The organism is Paenibacillus favisporus (genome assembly GCF_040545415.1).
GTDB classification, from domain to species: Bacteria; Bacillota; Bacilli; order Paenibacillales; family Paenibacillaceae; genus Paenibacillus_AQ; species Paenibacillus_AQ favisporus.
This window is the reverse complement of record NZ_JBEPLV010000002.1, coordinates 1,005,677-1,025,252: the sequence shown is the minus strand read 5'-3', so window position 1 is coordinate 1,025,252 and position 19,576 is coordinate 1,005,677. Positions and strand designations below refer to the sequence as shown.

Annotated in this window: 19 protein-coding genes; 4 read left to right on the top strand and 15 right to left on the bottom strand. The window is 54.6% G+C overall.

The window, feature by feature from the left end; genetic code table 11:
- Positions 1-12: 12 nt before the first annotated feature.
- Together ABID47_RS12590 and ABID47_RS12585 are read right to left on the bottom strand one after the other, a co-directional pair.
- Positions 13-1,617: a spore germination protein gene (locus ABID47_RS12590; RefSeq protein ID WP_354497109.1), complete on the bottom strand. Its 1,605-nt coding sequence runs from the start codon at positions 1,615-1,617 to the stop codon at positions 13-15.
- A gap of 280 nt (positions 1,618-1,897) precedes the next feature.
- Complete coding sequence (locus ABID47_RS12585; RefSeq protein WP_116231375.1) at positions 1,898-2,284, bottom strand: DUF5684 domain-containing protein; 387 nt, start codon at positions 2,282-2,284, stop codon at positions 1,898-1,900.
- Between the two features lie 323 nt (positions 2,285-2,607).
- Here ABID47_RS12585 and ABID47_RS12580 point away from each other — a divergent pair, with 323 nt between their 5' ends.
- On the top strand, positions 2,608-3,510 hold the full coding sequence (locus ABID47_RS12580) for a DUF4261 domain-containing protein (protein ID WP_354497107.1): 903 nt from the start codon (positions 2,608-2,610) through the stop codon (positions 3,508-3,510).
- Positions 3,511-3,606: 96 nt separating this feature from the next.
- Here the strand turns inward: ABID47_RS12580 and ABID47_RS12575 are convergent, their stop codons facing one another.
- The 7 genes from ABID47_RS12575 to ABID47_RS12545 form a co-directional block, all read right to left on the bottom strand.
- Complete coding sequence (locus ABID47_RS12575) at positions 3,607-4,239, bottom strand: ferric reductase-like transmembrane domain-containing protein (protein WP_354497105.1); 633 nt, start codon at positions 4,237-4,239, stop codon at positions 3,607-3,609.
- Complete coding sequence (locus ABID47_RS12570) at positions 4,236-5,189, bottom strand: FAD:protein FMN transferase (protein ID WP_354497103.1); 954 nt, start codon at positions 5,187-5,189, stop codon at positions 4,236-4,238. The genes ABID47_RS12575 and ABID47_RS12570 overlap by 4 nt, the downstream gene beginning before the upstream one ends.
- Before the next feature lie 29 nt (positions 5,190-5,218).
- Complete coding sequence (locus tag ABID47_RS12565; protein ID WP_354497101.1) at positions 5,219-5,542, bottom strand: hypothetical protein; 324 nt, start codon at positions 5,540-5,542, stop codon at positions 5,219-5,221.
- A 237-nt stretch (positions 5,543-5,779) separates the two neighbouring features.
- Complete coding sequence (locus tag ABID47_RS12560) at positions 5,780-6,721, bottom strand: ring-cleaving dioxygenase (protein ID WP_354497099.1); 942 nt, start codon at positions 6,719-6,721, stop codon at positions 5,780-5,782.
- Positions 6,722-6,919: 198 nt separating this feature from the next.
- Positions 6,920-7,918 (bottom strand): type I glyceraldehyde-3-phosphate dehydrogenase, encoded by a 999-nt coding sequence (locus tag ABID47_RS12555; RefSeq protein WP_251674340.1) that lies wholly within the window; start codon positions 7,916-7,918, stop codon positions 6,920-6,922.
- 27 nt (positions 7,919-7,945) lie between these two features.
- On the bottom strand, positions 7,946-8,512 hold the full coding sequence (locus tag ABID47_RS12550; protein WP_354497097.1) for an NADPH-dependent FMN reductase: 567 nt from the start codon (positions 8,510-8,512) through the stop codon (positions 7,946-7,948).
- Positions 8,513-8,533: 21 nt separating this feature from the next.
- Positions 8,534-9,475, bottom strand: coding sequence for an alpha/beta hydrolase (locus ABID47_RS12545; protein WP_354497095.1), 942 nt, complete (start codon positions 9,473-9,475; stop codon positions 8,534-8,536).
- A 466-nt stretch (positions 9,476-9,941) separates the two neighbouring features.
- Between ABID47_RS12545 and ABID47_RS12540 the strand changes: the two genes are divergently transcribed.
- The 3 genes from ABID47_RS12540 to ABID47_RS12530 all read left to right on the top strand — a co-directional run bounded on the left by ABID47_RS12540 (position 9,942) and on the right by ABID47_RS12530 (position 13,436).
- Positions 9,942-11,030: a low temperature requirement protein A gene (locus tag ABID47_RS12540; protein WP_354497093.1), complete on the top strand. Its 1,089-nt coding sequence runs from the start codon at positions 9,942-9,944 to the stop codon at positions 11,028-11,030.
- Between the two features lie 338 nt (positions 11,031-11,368).
- On the top strand, positions 11,369-12,040 hold the full coding sequence (locus ABID47_RS12535) for a response regulator transcription factor (protein ID WP_326103362.1): 672 nt from the start codon (positions 11,369-11,371) through the stop codon (positions 12,038-12,040).
- Positions 12,030-13,436 (top strand): sensor histidine kinase, encoded by a 1,407-nt coding sequence (locus ABID47_RS12530; RefSeq protein WP_354497091.1) that lies wholly within the window; start codon positions 12,030-12,032, stop codon positions 13,434-13,436. Before ABID47_RS12535 ends, ABID47_RS12530 begins: the two co-directional genes overlap by 11 nt.
- 90 nt (positions 13,437-13,526) lie before the next feature.
- Here the strand turns inward: ABID47_RS12530 and ABID47_RS12525 are convergent, their stop codons facing one another.
- The 6 genes from ABID47_RS12525 to ABID47_RS12500 form a co-directional block, all read right to left on the bottom strand.
- Positions 13,527-13,982, bottom strand: coding sequence for a GNAT family N-acetyltransferase (locus ABID47_RS12525; RefSeq protein ID WP_354497089.1), 456 nt, complete (start codon positions 13,980-13,982; stop codon positions 13,527-13,529).
- 158 nt (positions 13,983-14,140) lie between these two features.
- Complete coding sequence (locus ABID47_RS12520) at positions 14,141-15,940, bottom strand: ABC transporter substrate-binding protein (protein ID WP_354497087.1); 1,800 nt, start codon at positions 15,938-15,940, stop codon at positions 14,141-14,143.
- A 180-nt stretch (positions 15,941-16,120) separates the two neighbouring features.
- Positions 16,121-17,578 (bottom strand): DUF4179 domain-containing protein, encoded by a 1,458-nt coding sequence (locus ABID47_RS12515; RefSeq protein ID WP_354497086.1) that lies wholly within the window; start codon positions 17,576-17,578, stop codon positions 16,121-16,123.
- Between the two features lie 27 nt (positions 17,579-17,605).
- The gene (locus ABID47_RS12510; RefSeq protein WP_076168631.1) at positions 17,606-18,085 is read right to left on the bottom strand and encodes a sigma-70 family RNA polymerase sigma factor; all 480 of its coding nucleotides are present in this window, start codon (positions 18,083-18,085) and stop codon (positions 17,606-17,608) included.
- Between the two features lie 328 nt (positions 18,086-18,413).
- Positions 18,414-18,866, bottom strand: a complete 453-nt coding sequence (locus ABID47_RS12505; protein ID WP_354497084.1) for a VOC family protein — start codon at positions 18,864-18,866, stop codon at positions 18,414-18,416.
- A gap of 172 nt (positions 18,867-19,038) precedes the next feature.
- On the bottom strand, positions 19,039-19,503 hold the full coding sequence (locus ABID47_RS12500; RefSeq protein WP_354497082.1) for a MarR family winged helix-turn-helix transcriptional regulator: 465 nt from the start codon (positions 19,501-19,503) through the stop codon (positions 19,039-19,041).
- Positions 19,504-19,576: the final 73 nt, after the last annotated feature.

Here is a 19,576-nt window from a genome sequence, read left to right as displayed (position 1 = left end):
CCATCCCCCTTCCTAGGCCAATGGATCCCTTGGACGCCCGACCTCACGTTCTGCGAACGACTTCTTGTCTTTGGGCTGGCGCATCCGGTTCTGGTCCCCGATGCCTACTGGACGCGTGCGCAGCTTCCACCAGGGCGCCCGAATCATCTGGTCCTTTTGGTTCGTTTTGTTAAAAGGCGATGACGGCATGAGATAAGGTACGCCAAACGATTCGAGTGAGGCCAGATGCGCCATCAGCGGAATCAATACCCCAAGCACACCGACCAGCCCGAAGCTTCCGGAAAATATCATCAGTACAAATCGGAGAAGGCGGACGGACGAAGCAAAGTTAATCGCCGGAAGTGCAAAATTGGAAATCGCTGTAAAGGAGACGACAATCACGACGGCTGCCGATACCAGTCCCGCCTGGACCGCGGCCTGACCGAGCACTAATGCGCCGACGATAGAAATGGCCGGGCCGATCGCTCTCGGCATCCGGACGCCTGCTTCACGAATGACTTCAAAGGTCAGCTCCATCAGCAGCGCTTCGACCAGCGTCGGCAGCGGCGTAATTTCCCGCTGTGCGGCCAATGAAATCAAAAGCGGCATGGGAAGCAGTTCCTGATGGAAGGTGGTTAAGGAAATAAAAATCGATGGGAGAAGCAGGGCGGTGAAAAACGAAATCATCCGGACAATGCGAAGAAAGGAAGAAATATCGAATCGTTGATAATAATCTTCGCTGGAGGTCAGGAAACGGTAAAAAGTGACAGGAGCCACTAAAACAAAAGGCGTGCCGTCCACAAAGACGGCGACCAGTCCCTCCAGCAGCCCGCCGGCGACCGTGTCGGGCCGCTCGGTATTATATATGGTTGGGAAGGGCGACTGAACGCCGTCCTGTATCATTTCCTCAATGTACCCGCTCTCCAGAATCCCGTCGATTTCAATACTCTGGATCCGCGATGTCATTTCCTTGACGACCTCCGGGTTTGCGATCCCATCGATATAGGCGATGGATACGTTGGTGCGCGTATAGGTTCCGATGACATGCGATTCAATGGTCAAGTGCGGGGATTTGATTTTTCGCCGGAGCAGGGCGATATTGGTCGTGATATCTTCCGTAAACCCTTCTTTCGGGCCTCGGATCACCGTCTGGGAGGAAGGCTCCTCTACGGATCGCCGGGAACCTCCATCGATATAGACGGCGAAGGCTTCCCGCATGCCTTGAACGACAATGACGGCCCTCCCGTCCAGGACCGAATGGATTAAATCTTCCTGCGTGCAGATGACCCGAACATTCCCCATGGCCAGCTGATTTTTGAGCCAATCGGCAGATGCCTTGTCCGCCCGAAGCAAATTATCTAACTTCAAGCGATTCAGGTTTTCCAGCAATTTGGAAAGGAGCAGCGAATCTACCAGGCCGTCGATATAGCTGACGATGACTTTATAGTCCGATTCTTGATCGGCTGCAAGATGATGGATGACAAAATCCGTATTTTTGCCCATGGATTGTTGGAGCAGCTCTAGACTGTCGGATAGTTCTTTGCTAAGGGGCTTCCCCTTAGGAGAATCCTGATGTTCTTGCTCCCGCTCAGGCCGGGGATAGGTATACAGAAACTTTTTCAGCCGCTGAATAAACAATGGGAAAACTCCTTCGAGAAATGATTACCATTATTTTGCTGTTTCCCCTGTTTTTTATGCATCAGGTTCCCTTGCCCGGTAACACCTCCGATATCCGAAAACGCAAAACCGCCCCCTAACGGGAGCGGCCACGGTCATTGTGTGCATTTTTACCTCGATGATTTGGGCCGACCCGATGACGAATCATGCCCTTCGTTGTTAAATCTTAGAATCACGCTTCAGTTCTGTCGGTATGTAAGCAAAGATCCAGATCCAGTCAGAGCCAAAGAACGATTTCTGCTTAAAAAGCGGCTGTTGGCCCTGGAGGAACCGGCGGATTGTACAGCTGGTAAGTCGTCTTGCTGGAGTAGCCCCAAACCATCCACAAAATCACATACACCGGAGCCAGGAAAACGCCGAAAAGGACATAGGCTCCGTTTTTGCCGAACGCGTTCAGCAGCCTCACCTGCCAGATGATGCCGAACACGATATTGGCAATCGGCACCAGCGTGATCAGGATCCACCATGCACTCTCCTTGATCAGCTTCAGCTGGAGAATATAATTCAAGATCGGGACAAACGCAAACCACGCGATGTCGTCTCTTCCCGCCTTTTTGGCAAGCTGGAAAAACGCTCCGCAAATGGCGATATAAATAGCCAGGTATAGCAAACTCAATACAACGATCATTAAACATCCTCCTGAAAATTGGGTATTGAGGTAAAAATGCACTTCTCTTTATTCGATGCGTTTCCTCAAATCCCTTCTTTAATTGTACTTTTTTCGACATAAAACTACGTCCCGGGACCGATGCATTTTCGGAGCACTCCGATTTCAGCCGGGCCTTTTATAACTTATTGCCGGCCTGCGGATTTATGACATCCAGCTATTCGCCGAAATCAATAAATTTCCGTCTACTTGTCCGGCGGGATACAGGACACGAGCTGGAACGCATTGGAAAGATTCGTTACAATAAGGAATGGAGAACAGTACAGCGATAGGAGAAGAGGAACATGACAAGTGAGGTAGCTCAGGAAGAACAAAGCTTTGGCTTCTCGCGGGTATATGCGGTCGAACTGAAATATCGGCACAAGCCGGAAATCGACCGAAACCGTTTGTATGCAAGCATGGAGCGTTACACCGGCTCCACCCAGCAAGCCGGAGAACGCGAACATGCCGGCCTTGCGGTGTGGGAGCCGGATGAGTCCGGTCCGGATGATCTGCTGCACTTTTTTCACCTGGACTATAAGGTTGCCTATTCGGAAGGCGAGATGCCGGCGCAAACCAGCCTGATGCCGGTCCACAACCGCCCGGTAGACGACTACGCCACAGCCGTTCAGCAGTCCTGGCACTGGAGAGAAGCGGGAGAAGTCGTCAGCGGATGCGGTTATACGCTGCTGCTCACCGACCTGATGGCTTCCGGCCTTATGCCCCAAGACAGATTGCAGCTGATGACCGGCGCCCTGCGGGCCGTGCTGGAGGCGGCTCCATGCGACGCCGTCTATTTCCGGGCCAGCGACAAGCTTGTCGAGCCGCAGGCGTACCTGGCTGCGGTGGAACAAGGCGAGCTGCTCTACGGCGCGATGAACATCCGATTTTATAACGTGGAAGGGACCGGGAGCGGGCGCAATGAAGGGCTGATGGATTCACTTGGGCTGGCGGCGCTCGGGATTCCCGACGTCCAATGCCACTGCTTTGATCTCGACCCTTCCGAGCTGGCCGGCCAGCTGATGGATGTGGCGTACTATTTATTCAGGCAGGGAGACGTGATCGAAGACGGCGAAACGATCGGCTTCACCGAAGAGATGCGCTGGCGCTGCGAGCATCAATATGCGCTGGCCGAGCCGCAGCGCGTCGTGATCGACATCGATCCAGGCGCCCCCTACTACGCCGGACGGCAGGAGAACAGCCGCTAAATGGCCCGAACCCCGCGAATATGAACTCTTGATAACATCCGAATAACGCTTGATCATGCTTAACAGGCGGAGCGCAGAAGCACTCCGCCTGTCCTATTAGCGTGAAGAAGGAATTTGTTTAATGCGGGTTTTCCCGCCTTCCTGCACCACGATCATTCTCCCTCCGCCCTTTCTGCGAGTAGCGGCGATCCGGTTCAATAGCAGGATAAGCACCGTCACGCCGGTCACTGCATAGAGCACAATCACGGGAGCCTGCCGGCTATCCGTTCCCAGCATGATTCCGTGGACCAGCGCCATCAAATAGGTGGGCATCGCCAGAAAATGAATCAAACGCCAAGCCTTTTTGCCGAGCTTCTTCATCAGATCCGAGCTGATGATCAGCAGCAGCATCAAGTACAGCGACAAAATCCCCAGCCCCATCCACAACCGGTCGCCGCTCGCCTTAAAGGGGATCAAAAGATCCGCCAAGGAATACCCGACATACCGGTCGAACAGGAGTACGAGCCCGTGAGCCATACCGAATAACAGACCGAACCAGCCGCACCATTGATGCACCATGTTCAGCTTCGCTTTCACCGGCCCTTTGGCCCACGCACTGCCCTGCAGCAGCCCTGCCGCGATGGAAGCGAACAGGAGCATATAAGAGGTCAGCCCCGCCGCCCTCGTCGTGACCCACACCGATAAAATTTGACTGATGCTGCTGCCGAAATGATGAAAGACCGCCATCATCCCGCCTCCTTTCCATTCTCCTGTCGATATGCTTCGATGAATCCCGCCGTACAGACGGAGCCGTCTTCGCAGACGAATACAGCCGCCGCGGCGGGATGTTTGCTTTCAAGCCATGCCGTCCCGGCCTGCAGGCCGAGGATCAGCAGGCATTTGGCATAGACCTCGGCCGCCGTCAGCGACGGATGGATGACTGTCGCCTGCACCACATCCGTCAGGCTCGGTATCATCGTGCGGGGATCGAGGATGTGATGCCGCTCTTGTCCCTCCCCGTCCAGCCATTTCCGCTTTAACCGGCTGCTTGTGGCAACGCCCGCGTTCCTGCGGATGACGAACGAATCAATGTCGCGGTCCAAAGCGAATGGATCCGCTATGTTAACCTGCTGCGGGCGATCCTCTCCGCCCCACAGCATCATGTCCCCGCCGGCGCTGACCGCCCCGTGCGCAATGCCCTTTCTGCGCATCATGCCCGCGAACTTCTCGGCGCTCCAGCCCTTGGCGATGCCGCCGAGATCCACCGACCATGCCGGAGACAGCTCGATGCTGCGATGCAGCGGGTTCAGCTTGGCCCCGATCTCCGGGCCAAAAGACCCCAGCAGCCTTGCAATAGCCTCCGTTCGGTCGGGTGCCAGTGAAGAAAACCCCTTTTCCTCGGCTGTCTCTCCGAAACTTCGGCCGTAGCCCAGATCAGACAGGAGCTGTCCGAGAAAAGGGTTAAACAACCCGTCGGCCCTATGGTAATAATCCACCGCCACGCTGACGGCTTCGAACAAGATCGGCGTCGCCAAAAACGGACTGCCTGCCGAACGGTTCAGCCGGGACAGCTCGCTACCCGGATCGAAACGGGTCAAATGCTTTTCCACAAAAGCAAACCAGGACTCGGCTTCCCTCTGCTCCGCCTCAGGCAGTCCCTGCGTGACGAATTCTGTGTTCATCGCTCTGAATGTATGCATCTTCAATCACCTCCGTCCAGCGCCTGCCGCTAGGAAGCGTGGGTGCGCATGGAGCCTTCCCCGCTGCTGCTTTGCCCGGAACCGAAGTCCATGCCCGACCGGGAGCGGCCGCCCATAAATCCGCGTTCCTGCCCGGAGAACCCTGCGTCCCCGCCGGAAGCTTCGTCCCGCCATTGGTTCTCGACGTCGCCGCTTGAGTCGTCTTGTCCCGCTCCGAAGATCGGGGATGCGCTCGCCACATTCCCTTTAGCAGTGTCAGCCGGATTAAATTTGGAGATATATCCTACGAAACCTGTAAACATGACCACACCCGCCATGCCTGCCGTCCATTTGATCCATTTGGAATTTGCCATATACAGACCACCTTGTTTCAAGTATGTTCATTTCCGTTATGCTGTCATTGTAAGGGGCGATGGTGAAAAGATGGTGAAAAGCCAAAGTCTCACAATAAAATCTAGCGTTCAGGCAGAAGATTGCTAAAAAAAAGATGACCCCTGTCCTTGCAGGAATCATCGATGGCCGGCGATACTACACCGCCCTATATCCAAATACTGATTGTCTCACGATATCGCACACCGCCTGTTTCGCGGTCAATTCCAAACTTTCTCGGTCGTAACCGGCTCTAACCGAGCCTCAATGTCACCGCGCTGCGGTTCAAACCATTCCGGCAGCATTAGCTTGCGTCCCAGTTCATCCGGCGCTTCGTCCCGGGCGAATCCTGGAGGATCCGTCGCAATCTCGAACAGGATTCCGCCGTGTTCCCTGAAATAGATGGCTTTAAAATACTGGCGGTCCTTAATCGGGGTGACGTCAAAGCCATTGACCGACACGCGTTCCCTCCACGCTTCATGCTCCGCGTTATCGCTTGCCCGCCAGGCGATGTGATGTACGGTTCCGGCAGTGCCATGTCCCGCTTCCATGTTCTCCATACGGACATCGATCAGGTTGCCGAGTTCAGCCGTCGCTTGAAAACGGGCGTATCCATTGTCTTCCCCGATTTTGGCCAGTCCGAGAAGGTTCTCCAGCACGTCGATCGTGTCGGCATAAGCCTCGCTGAACAGAACCGCACCGCCTAATCCCTTGATGGCCTGGTCATCCGGAATGCTTTCAAGCGGGCTTGCGCCCCCGACTCCGTCTTCCCGCTCCACCAGTTCCAGGCGCAGTCCGTCCGGATCCGAGAACTGCAGATAGTTCTCGCCAAACCGCTTGCTGCTTGCTGTATCCCGTCCGAACCAAGCCAGCCGTTCCTGCCAAAAATCGATGGACCCGGGCGGAATGACAAAGGTCACGATGCCCACCTGACCGCCCCCTATCTGACCTTGCCGGGCCCGAGGATAGGGGAAAAAGGTCAGGATCGTTCCCGGAGATCCCGCCGGGTCGCCGAAATACAGGTGATACACTGTAGGATCATCGAAGTTGACCGTCTTCTTCACCAAGCTGAGTCCGAGGATGCCGCTGTAGAAATCAATCGTTTCCTGGGGATTTCTTGAAAATGCCGTAATGTGATGAATACCTGCCGTGCGTGTGATCATCTGTATCGCTCCTTTAGGATTATTAAATCCGGGCTTTTATTTCGAATTTATTTATCTTAAATTAAAGATAAATGATGTTCTGCTCATTGTCAATCCATTTTTTCGGAGCGAATCCGATCCGTCCCTTTCTCAAGCAAATTAGGGCCACCGGTACTCACCGGCAGCCCCTGTCCTCTGTAACTGCAACCCTATTTCATCCTATTTCCCTGCCAAATAAGCAGCAACTTCCGCCAATCTGGAGGCATAACCCCATTCGTTATCGTACCAGGTGGCGACAGACAGCATTTCACCCTGCACCTGGGTTAACGGCAGGTCGATAATCGAGGAATGCGGATCGGCAACGATGCGTGACGATGCCCATTCCCCTTCCAAAACGTCAAGCACACCCTTCAGATCGCCTTCGCTTGCGGCCTGCCGGAACATATCATTGATCTCCTGAACGGTGCAGGGCTTCTCCGTGATCAGGTTCAGTTCGGCAATGCTGCCTGTACGCGTCGGAATGCGGTACGCTTTGCCGGTAATCTGCAGATCGTTCCAGATGAACTTGAGCGCTTTGGCGGCGCCGGAAGACGATGGAATGATGTTTTCTGCTGCAGCCCAAGAGTCCCGGCGGTCCTTCATCGGCTGATCGGTTAACGATTGCGTGTTCGTATACGAGTGTACCGTGGAGAATAAGCCGTATTTGATCCCGTAGTTTTCCCGGACCAATTTGACGACCGGAGCCAGCGCATTCGTCGTGCAGCTCGCCATACTGATGATTTTATGCTTTTCCGGATCGAAGCTGTCGAGGTTGATTCCTTTCAGCAGAACGGCGTCGCAGTCATCAAGCGTTTTGCTTGGTCCGCTGACCAGCACCCGTTTGGCTCCCCGCTCCAGGTGCTGTTCGGCCACAGGCCGCGTCACGGCCCGCCCGGTGCAGTCGACGACCAGGTCGACGCCGAGCTCACCCCAATGAGGCACTTCCTTGGCCGAATTCAAATACCGGATATCCCGGCCGCCGATCACGATCGCGCCTTCGCCGCCCGATACGCTCTCATGCCAGCGCTTGTAATTCGTGTCCACTTCAAACAGCGCAGCCAGCGTCGCTTCGTCTTTAATATCGGAGATGGAGTAAGGAACAAACAAATTTTGTTCCAACGCTGCCCGAAGCAACTGTCTTCCGATCCGACCGAATCCATAAATTGCAATGTTACCCATAATAGCCTCAGCTCCTGATTAAAATGGTTATTGCCCGTTCATCTGCTGTACCTGATCGACCCACTGGATGAACGACCGCACATAACGCTGTACATACCTGCGGGTCGTTTCATCGGTCAGCTTACCACTCTCCGGATCAACCTTCTCCATCGCCTGCGATATATACATTTTTTGAAACGGCATCACATAAGACTGAACGGCGTCCAAGGTTTGCCGGATTTGCTGCTGCGACAAAATCGTCCCTTTAACGCCTGGCGTCGCACCGATGACCCCGGCCGGTTTATGAATGAGGACCGCGGTTTTGGTCGGGGTTGAGGCCCAGTCCAGCGCATTTTTCAGCACACCCGGGATGCCCGAGTTATATTCCGGGCTCACGATGATGATTCCGTCCGCCTGTTGAACCGCTTCGCGGTAGCGTTTGACCGACTCCGGGCTTTCCTCCCGGTCCAAATCCGCGTTGTATAAGGGCAGATCCGCAATCGAGATGAATTCATATTGTGCGGAATCCACAAGCTCCGGGATCGTATCCGCAATCATCCGGTTATACGAATGCTCCCTTAAACTCCCCACCATAATGCCTATGTTTGTCGCCATTTGCTATTTTCACCGCCCCTGCTATTCTTTGAGCCAAGCGTTCGCCAGCGCGATCGCGCCTCTAGCCGCCGCTGTATCCGCAAGGGCATTCAGCATGACAAAGTCATGAATGGCCCCCTGGAACCGGGCAGCGGTCACCCGGACGCCGGCTTCGCGCAGTTTGTTGGCGTAAGCTTCGCCTTCATCGCGAAGAACGTCCGCTTCTGCTGTAATGACCAGTGCAGGAGGCAAGCCTTCGAGCTGCTCGCGCGTTGCCCGCAGCGGGGAAGCATAGATCTCCTCTTTATCGCTCGGCTTCGTAATATACTGCTCCCAGAACCAGGCCATGGCGTCCCGGCGCAGGAAATAACCTTCCGCAAACTGATGATAGGACTCCGTGTCGTTGCCTGAATCCGTCACCGGGTAGAACAGCAACTGTTTATGAATGGCGGGACCCTTGCGCTCTTTCGCCATCAGCGTAATCGCAGCTGTCATATTTCCCCCAACGCTGTCCCCAGCCACGGTAAGGCGATCCGTATCCAGGCCGTACGCCTCCCCATGTTCCGCAATCCAGGTCAGAACCGTGTAGATTTCTTCGATCGCCGTCGGATACTTTGCTTCCGGAGACAGGCTGTAATTCGGGAATACGACGCAGGCCTCGGCACCGACCGCAAGCTCCCGGATCAGGCGATCATGGGTATGCGCATTTCCGAACACCCAGCCGGCGCCATGGATATAAAGAATGACCGGCAGCTTATTTGTAACGTTTTCGGGACGAAGCAGTCTGACCGAAACCTGTCCGCTTGGCCCTCCCTCAACGGTGATATCCTGAATTTCAACCGGCAGCTTCGGGACGTCGCCCGATTGAACCTCGTCTACGGCTTCGCGCCCTTTTTCCGGTCCAAGATCAAACAAATACGGCGGATTGGCGGTATCTTGTGCAAATTTCAAAGCAGCGGGTTCCAAAACAACCTTCTTTGTCATATGTATTCCCTCCTATAATTTATACTACAATGCGTAGTTTCAAAAAGCATGAAATCACCCGGTAAGGACCACGGCATCCCATGATGCCCGTCCATCAGGCTAAGGACCGTCCAATGTTGATCCGGTGCTCCGTGCAGCCAGAAGCGTAGTGGCAATCGATAAACGATACTTGACGCATAACATCTCTTTGGCAACGTTAGAATAGCACATATTATTTTTCGTGTATATAAAATTATATTAACTGAGTTTTTCTCTCTAATGTACAAAAAATCAGTAAAAAAGGCCATTGTATTTACCCCTGCTTAACAATCCGGGACTTCGGTTACAGCCTGCAGTCCTATTTCCGAAAATGTAGTAGACCGGGATTTGAAAATTGATATAATAAATTGATTCTTCGGATGAGCGGCGGATTCGCTTTTGACTCATTTGACTGCATTCATCACATCAAGGAGGGGATCATAAGGCTATGATTGAAAAAAAGGTGACCTGGCTGGAGCTGTTTTACGATCTTCTCTTAGTCGCAGCCGTGTCCAAAGCAACGCATGTCCTGCTGCATGCGGAACACGGAACCATTCCCTTGGAGTACCTGAGCAAATTCGTGTTGATTTTTATCCCTATCTGGTGGGGTTGGGTAGGACAAACGCTCTTTGTGAACCGGTTCGGCCAGGATATTTTAATTCACAGGGTCTTCATGATCCTTCAGCTGTTGTTCGTTCTCGTCATGACGGCGAGTTTGTCCCCAGATTTTGACCAATACTATGTTCCCTTCTTTGTAGGATACATAGGCTCAAGGGTGCTTACGGCCCTGCAGTATCTTTTCGTCCATCGGGCCAAAGCGGCGCATCAGCAAGTGACCGCCTCCTATTTGGGCACCCACTTTTTGATCGGCATTCTGATCTCGGCCTGCTCGCTGTTCTTCGACTCCTGGATCCGGTATGCCGTCTTGTACGCGGGGATCGCCGTAGATATTTTGCTTCCCTTAATGGGGCGCCGGCACTTGGTCAGAACGCCGATCAATACGCACCACTTGTTCGAACGCTTCGCCCTGTTTACCTTGATTCTTCTAGGCGAATCGGTCGTCAGTATTCTGGCTGTGCTGCAGTTTAATCACTGGGATCTGCCATCCGTCTTGTTCGTCGCCTTTACCAGCCTGCTGGTCATTGCCATGTGGTGGCAGTACTTTGATAACATCGACAAAAAGGTAAGCCGGGAAATCCACACGGCCGGCCAAATGATTATTTACGGCCATTTATTCGTGTATTTGTCGATGAGTATGATCGCGGCAGCCATTCAGCTGTTATACAAAGACCAGATGGATTACTCCTTCTTGCTGGCATTCGTGTTTGGGTCCGTGCTCCTGTATTTCTTATCGACCTCTGTGGTGTTTCACCGGTACAGACACAAACATTTGCGGCTGAAGCCCTATCATCTGGCTATTATGCTGGGGATTCTCGCTTGCTGCTTCGTGATTGACCTGATCTTTCCCGTCCCCAATTACGCCATCGTCGGAGAGGTCATGATTTTCTTTATCGTCTACGCGAAGTTAACTACATAACCCGTCATATTATCAAAAAGCGCATCTCTCCGTTGTATAACGGGGGTATGCCGCCTTCGTCATCAGCCCCAAACCTTCAAGAGCTCCAAAGCCTTGGGTTTTGGGGTTTTTGCGATATGCAGAGTCTTCAAAATCGTGCTTAGCCCCCAAACCATGGCTTGCACCCAAGCTGGAAGGGAAGGTTGAAGCACCCGCCAGCCCCCGATTCTTGACTCGGTTTGTCCGCCGGAAGTATGCTCTTATTAAACTTTAACTCCGGCACGATTTCAGGAGCTAGATCGAATGAACTAAAGAAAAAAATGTCCATCTATATAGATACGGGAAAGGATCGAATATGGATGAAAATATTGCTGGCAGAAGACGATATGCGGCTGGGAGAGCTGGTCGTGCACATGCTGAAGAAAAAAGGCGGCCATACCGCGGATTGGGTCACTACCGGCAGGGAAGCCTGCGAGTATGCCGAGGCCACCAATTACGACGTCCTGATTCTCGACTGGATGATGCCGGAGGGCGACGGTGTCTGGGCTTGCCGGCAGCTGCGGAAGGAAGGATACATGGGCGCCATCCTGATGCTGACCGCCAAGGACGGACTGCAGGACCGAATCAATGGACTGGACGCGGGCGCCGACGACTATTTGGTCAAGCCGTTTGAAATCGAGGAGCTGCTCGCCCGGCTCCGCGCCCTGTCGCGGCGGAATTTTGCGCCCATTCAAGGTGAGGAAGTTCAAGTCCCCGGCCTTATCCTGAACCGGACCAACCAGACGGCAAGCATCGCGGGAGAGCTCGTCCAGCTGACGCCGCGGGAGTTTCAGCTGCTGGACCTGCTGATCCAGAACAAGGGCATCACCTTGACCCGGGAAGTCATTTTGGACCGGATTTGGGGACTCGACGCCGATGTCGGCCCCAAAGCGATCGACGCCATGATCAAGCTGCTCCGTAAGAAGCTCAGCGGACTGGATCAAGAGCTGATTCAGAGCATCCGGGGGGTCGGCTATAAAATTGAAGCCTAAATGGAAATGGAAATTCCCCTTCGCCTGGCCCCGGCAGGGGAGTGACCTGTTCAAAAGAACCCAGAACCGATTGACGCTGCAGTATACCGCGGTGCTTATCGCTTTCCTCGCCCTGTTCATCGGAACGGTGTACGGGCTGCTGTATTTTCTGCTGATCAACGACCAGAAAAATCAGCTGAACGACTGGATTCAGGATATGTCCTATGCGTTTCATGAATCGATGGAGCATACCGGCTCCTATAATATAGAAGGTAATCTCGGCAGCAGCTATCCATCGTTGGCGAACCAGACGGTGGGCTGCTTCAAAGACCCTCATGGGAATTTTCTGTACGAAGCACAGCAGCGGATGGGACTGAGCGCAGCGGTCGGCAGCGCGGTGGCGGAGTGGACGCCCGAAGGCGATCAGACGGAGTACAAGACCGTTACGATCAAGGAAACCGGCCGGGATGCAGGGCCGCCAAGACATGGGAACGATCCCCTCAAGACGGCTCCCGGAAATGTCCGCATGCTTCTGGCCGGCAAGGCGGTTTACGATAACGGGGTCTTTATAGGCACGCTGTACGTGGCCAAGGAGGTAGGCAGCCAGTACCGGCTGTTCGGCTGGCTCCTGCTCGTGCTGATCGGGCTCGCGCTTCTGTTCTGCGTCCTGGCCGTGTTTCTCAGCCGGAACATGTCGGTCAAGGCGATGGTTCCGATCGCCCGCTCGTATACGAGGCAGCGCGAGTTCGTCGCGGACGCCTCGCATGAGCTGCGCACGCCGCTCAGCGTCATCCTGTCCTCCATTGAGGTGCTTGAAATGGAAAACAGCCTGAAGGACGATCCGTTCAGCCGGAGGGTGCTGGACAATATGCGGGAAGAAGCCAAGCGGATGACCGACCTCTCCAGCCACCTCCTGACGCTGGCACGCTCCGACTCGGATGAGGTTCAGCTGAGCATAACCGACTTTGATCTGGCAGCCGAAGCCTCTCGGACGGTGGCATCCCTGCTTCCTTTGGCGCAGGCCAAGCAAATTACACTGAAGCTACATGCGGAAGACGGCATGACCGTTCATGGCGATGTCCAGCGCCTGCAGCAGCTGATGGTCATCCTGCTGGACAATGCCATCAAGTATACGCCGGAGGGCGGCACCGTCTCCCTTGCCCTGGAGATCCGGGAGGACAAACGGAGAATGCTGCATATGACCGTCAGTGACAACGGAATCGGTATACCGCCGGAGGAGCAGCCGCACATCTTCGAACGCTTTTACCGCGTGGACAAATCCCGCGCCCGGGAGCTGGGCGGCCACGGCCTCGGGCTGTCCATCGGCAGATGGATTGCCGAAGCCCACGGCGGCACATTGAGCGTGCAGAGCACGCCCGGCCAAGGCAGTACCTTCACCGCTGTCATTCCTTGTTAAGTCTTCCGGCACATAAAGTAAAAGGACATGCTCAACCTGTCGATGACAGGAAGCATGTCCTTTTTTCACATCAAGCTCTGCATATTCAGGTTACAGCTCTCGGGTCATAAAAGTGCTGTAAGGATCGAGCGTATAATCCGCAAATGGGCCGCACTCCTCAAATCCAAAGGCTGCGTACAGCCGTCGTGCCGGCTCGAACGACGCCATTGAGCCCGTCTCCAGGCTCAGCCGCCGGTATCCCCGCCGCCGGGCCTCCTCAATGATGTGCGCCAGGATGGATCGGGCCACTCCTTTACGCAAGTGGGCGGATGAAGTCCGCATCGATTTGATCTCGCCGTGGCTGGGATCAAGCTCCTTTAGCGCCCCGCAGCCAAGCAGCTCTCCCTGTTCCCATGCGCTCCAGAACGTCACATCCGGCCGCCGCAGCCCGTCCAGATCTAGGGCGTGTATGCTCTCCGGCGGCGACTCCTCCGCCATGCCTTGAAGATGCTCGCGGATCAACGCGGCTATTTCCGGCCCGCTTAAATCGTCCAGCATAATTTCCATACCGTTCACCTTCACTCCGTTGGTAAGTTTCATCTCATGCGCTGTGATCATTGTACAGCCGGACGAGCTTCAGAAAAAGGCAATCTTTCCGGGAAACCTTTCCCCTTTCGCCAGATGTCATGTTTTCCCGTACCGCAATCGCGACTGATCAGCCGCCGTTAACCTTCCCCTTTAAACCAGATGTCCTTAAAATCTACCCACCCGGCGGCATTCAACCGTACGCCCTGCTGGGACGGGTGGGACAGCACCCGGGCTTCGTTGTAGGTCAAATAGACGGCCGTGCTGCGCTCAATCAGCCAGGATTCCAGCCGCTGAAACGCCTCGTCCCGGGCTTCCGGTTCCGCCTCTTGAAGCAGCTGCCCCACAAGCCGGTTTACTTCCGCCTGCATTCCGGGATCCAGCATGCTGCGAATGAAGCTGAACCGGGACAGCAAATATTCGATCTGCCGGAGCAGCCCCTCGCTCAGCAGCGCCTCGAACAGGATCAGGTCCGCCTCCCGGGTTCGCTCTTCCTTCATTAATTCCTCCCAGGGCACAATATGCACGTCCAGCTGGATTCCTGCCTGACCATATTGCTGTTGAAGCCAGTAAGCGGCCTGCTCATGGCGACGGTACGCATACAGCTTCAGCGCCTCCCCGCCGTACCCGGACCGCTCCAATTCCCTGGATGCCTCTTCCGGATCATACAGCGGATCAGCAGCAGCCGGCTGCGGCTCAAGGTGAAAACCGAGGCAAGGGGAAGCATGCGGGTACCCCAGCTCCCGGACCATACGACTCCGATCAACCGCAAGTGCAAGCGCCCTGCGGAAGGAACCGGTTTGCAAAATCCCCGGTTTCGCAAGATTTATCGTCAGCATGCTGCATCCGGTGACGAGACGACTGCGCCGCCATGTCTTCAGCTCTTGGCTGCGCGCTTCTCCCGTCTCGACGACCAGTACGCCCGGATTGGTCTCCACCGTCCATTCTCCGCCGGTGTCCGGGATGATCATCACTTCGATTCGATCGATCAGGCCCCGGGCCGCATAATAATCCGGGAAAACCTCCAGCACGCACATCCCCGGCGTAAGCTTAGCGATCCGGTAAGGCCCGGCCCCGACGGGCAGGCTGCCGGGAACCGTTCCGGCCCCGGACTCCCCGCTGGCACGGGAAAGGATAGCTGCCGCCGTATGCGACATAAATACCGCAAACAGGACGTTGGGCTGACGCAGCTGCATGCGGATGGTGTAACGCGATTCCGCATAGATCTCAACGATGTCCCTGCACAGCCAGGAATGATTGTTGGATTCCCGCTGCACGCGCAGCAGGCTGTATTTGACGTCATCGGCCGTAAGCTCCGTGCCGCCGTGAAATGTCACGCCTTTTCGCAAATAGAACGTCCAACAACAGGCATCAGCACTAGATTCCCAATGATGTGCGGCGCCCGGAATAACCTTGCCGGTGTCCATTTCCAGCTCGACCAGAGTCGCATGGATTTGGCGGATCAGATGGGTATCGAAAGCATACATCGCGTCCGCCGGGTCCAGCGTCACGATCGGCCGGTATAGCGGCAGGCGGAGCGTCTCCACCATACGGCCCTCCCCCGTCGTTTCCGTCCGGTATCCGAAATAGCCGGTGAGCCAGTCCACAAACCGCTGCATCACTTCGGGTTCGCCCGCCTGCTCTTTTACCCAGATCAGCGCGCCCTGCACGTCCCCCTGCTTCACGTATTGCTGCGCTTCCCGGATCACGAGCTCCCGCTTGTCCGCCAGAAACGTCAGCTCCGATCGATGGCCCCTGCCCTGCCCGGCTGCATACCGGATCAGGCCGGCGTCGGCCATTTTGCGCAGGATCAGCCTGGCGTTACGGGGCGTGCAGTACAGGGCCTCAGCCAGCCCGTCGATCGTCACCCGGAACGGCTCCCCTTCCTTTTCACCGGAATAAGCGCTTCGCAGCCGAAGGTAATCTTCTGCCAATTTCACCGGACATAGCCCCTTTTGTTCAGTTGAAAAAATAGTATGCATCCAACATACAAATTTTGCTGGCTCATTTCAATCCCACCGGCCGGGCTTTTCTGAGGGAACAAAAAGGCAGCCTTCGGGCCCCTCAGCCTTCAGACTGCCTGTCTGTATATTTTGTGGTTGTGCGCCGTTGTACGCTAGTTACTTCAGCAGTTCCACCGCCTGCGTATCGGGACTCGGCATCCATATCTGCTTCACCTTAATGGTCAGCGGCTGCGGATAGTTTACCGCATCCTTGCCGAAGTTGTAATCGTAATCGTCTCCCATCGTGTCCTTCTTGTTGGACCAGCTATGTCCACCTTGGGAATATCCTTCAGGAGACTGCCTTTTGTGGACGTTGCCGTCGGCATCGGTGAAGCTGTCATCCAGCGACAGCGACAGGCTCTCGCCGGCATAGGCGTTTTCGAGCTCACGGTGAATCAGCACCTCGCCGGGGCCAGCCGTCCGGGTGTATGAAATCAAGGTAAACCGATCGTCCGGCGCCTCCACAATCTGTTTCTTCTTCAGGTCGATCACGATTTGCAGCTGGTCCTTGTCCACCGCAGCGGTGCCCTCCGTCTTGAGCCTAATGGAATCATACTCGGCGTATTTCTGGCCGCTGCCGTACATCAGCATCGCATCTGTACCCTCCGTGAGGGCCTCCGAATTGTCCCGAGAGTACCACTTCGGATAATACAGCTTTTCGACTTCGTCCCCGACTTTCCCGATGAGCACCGGACTGAGCAGCCGGAATACTTGTTTCCCATTCGCCTGATCATAGTCCAGGTCGACGTACGTGTGCAGCGGCGTATAGATGACCTGAGTCACACGAACCTGCTGGCCGTCTACTGTCAGGGTCCGGTCTGGGTGCAGCACGCGCTCTTTGTCCTTGAACATTTCGGGATCGAGCTCAAACGAAATGTCGAACGCCGTGCGGTATTTATTGGAGCTGGACATCAGCGCTTCGTTTGACGTCTCCGTTAAGGTCACATGAAACTTGGCATCCTTGGTATATTGAACGGACGGGTTCAGGGGCACGGTGTAAATAAAATGATTGGCTCCATTCGCCGGAATTCTGTTGCTGTTGCTTCCCGCCAATTCCACCGACGCTCCTTTGGACGGGGCTTCCACGCCGCCAAGTTCAAGGGCTACGTCCGCGTTGATGACCTCTTTATCCGTTTGGTTGCGGACACCGAACAGCACATAAGCCATCCGGCCATCCGTGACGGCACCGTCCACCTCTACAAGATACCCTTTTTGTTCGACGCTTTCGGCAATCGGCTTGACGAGCCCCCGGTCCATTGCGCTCGCCAGACCCTCCAGATAGGTAGAGCGGTACGGATCTAAGGCGGACTGACTTGGTATCCCCGCCGTCTGCTTCGGCGCCGGCTCCGCCCGATGGGCCAAGCTGCCGATCGAGTAATTGATAATTAGCAGGGCCGCCGCGAGCGCCATAACCGTCCCCGTACTCCAAAAATAGAAACGCCGCTTTTCACGCATTTTTCCTCTCTCCATTCCTTTACGCATAGCCAGAGTCAATTTCATCTCAGGCAACGCTTCCGCATGCTTGTTTACTTCATAGGCATCCTGCAGCAGGATGCGCTGTTCTTTTTCGGGCATAACCTGTCCCTCCCTTCTGCTCAGCCACTACATATATTTCCGGAGCTGCTTCAGGCCTTCCCGCAGCCATGTCTTGATCGTTCCTTCCGGCTTTCCCAGCACCTTCGCGATTTCTACGGACGTCATGTCCTGGTAATATTTCAGCATGACGACATGCCGGTACTTCGGCTTCATCCGCTCCAGCGCGCGCTGCAGGTCGATCCGCTCGCTGCTTTTCATCTCCTGCACGGCCCCTTCCTGCGGCTCCTCCACCGGAAACACCCGTTTCTTCCGCCGCAGCTCGTCCATGCAGCAGTTGATCGTGATGCGGATGAGCCACGGGGTGAAGGACTGCGGGTCCTTCAGCTTCTTCCGCTTCACCCACGCCCGGTATGACGCCTCCTGCACGGCTTCCAGCGCATCGGCTTCACTGCGCAAATAACTGTAGGCGATGGAATACAATTTTCGCTGCTCGGCGGTCAGACGCTCAAAAAACGCTTCTGCTTCCGTCAGCGTGGTTCTATTCATATGGATCTCGCTCCATGTACTATCTGCATTCAGCGTCCCCACTCCCCCCTCTTTATCTCTACAACCCGTTCACCGACGGGCCTCTTGGCGGCCGCTCTATAATATAGACGCGCGAGATTGAAAAATCGATTGATTTTTTTAAAAAGACGTCGGATTTAGCTCAATTAGCAAAGAAATGGCCTTGAGGACAAGTCCTCAAGACCGATAAAATTCCAGGAAGGGATGCTTTATATTTCGATGAGCATTAATCCATCCGAATATGATTCTAATTAACTCGTACTCGTTTTGTGAGTTTTAATTCGCCTATTATTTTTCTCTAAACAAATTATCAATCATTCGTAACCTCGTTACCCCTCTTCATCCATTCCACCATCTCCAAATAGTGCCGATTATACATAATCCCCAGCACGTTACCGAAAGGGTCCGTCACCGAAGCCGTAACGAATCCCTCGCCACGCGGTGTAATTGGTTCGTATTTCTTTGCTCCCATCTCAAGCAATTTCGTATATGTGGCTTCCACATCATCAACATGCCAGTACATGGTGGCACCGCCTGGACCCGGCACCGCTTGCGAAGGAGCATAACGGCGGCTGATCAGACCCAGCTCATGCTGGTAGTCCCCAACCCGGAACTCGGCATAAGCAAGCTCGCCAGACGGTCCGGTGCGTTTGAAGTACGGGGAGATGCCGAGCACCTCCGAATACCACGACACCGCTGCCTCCATATCGTCTGCCCAATAATTAATCGTCGCCATGCCTCTTAACGTTTGTTTTTCGCTCATGTTCATTTTCCTCCTTCGTTTGTTCCCTCATCTTCTAAGGCCATTATAGGAGGCAAAAGCTGACAACTATACGTCATAGTTTTAATAAAGCAAAAAACACCTCCAAGTGATGTCCATATCTCTCGACATGGCTGTCATCACATGAAGGTGTTACGCTCCGCCTCGGGGATTCTCATAAAAACCCGGTCAGCTTTTCATAGATTTTCAGCAGCTGCTGCCTTTCTTCCTCGGTCAATTTTTCAAAAAGATTTCTGCGCAAAATTTGCCCGTCCTGATTCGCCTTTTGAACGATGTCGAGACCCTTGTCCGTAATCCCCAAATAGATGATACGGCGATCCTTCTCATCGACGATTCGAACGGCTAACTGCTTCTGCACGAGTTTTTCCGATAGATGGGTCAGCGTCGGCGGGGTCAGCCCCAGAGCCTTGGCGATATCCGAAGGCCGGCTGTTCCCGTGGTGCTGCAGGTGAGCCAGAACGAGAATATGGGAAATTCCAAGGTCCTCGTTGAACAATTTGCCCCATTGGATGATGAGGTTGTTCGTCACTTTATCCATATTGTGAATGATTTCAAAAATCGTCTGTTCTTCCATCAGGTAAATCCCCGCTTTCTGCAAGTCAAAGCCTCTAATCTGCATTAGAGGCCATCATTATCATACATGCTTTTCAGCCGGGAATCCACCGCTCCTGGCAGCCCGTGAAGCCTGCGGC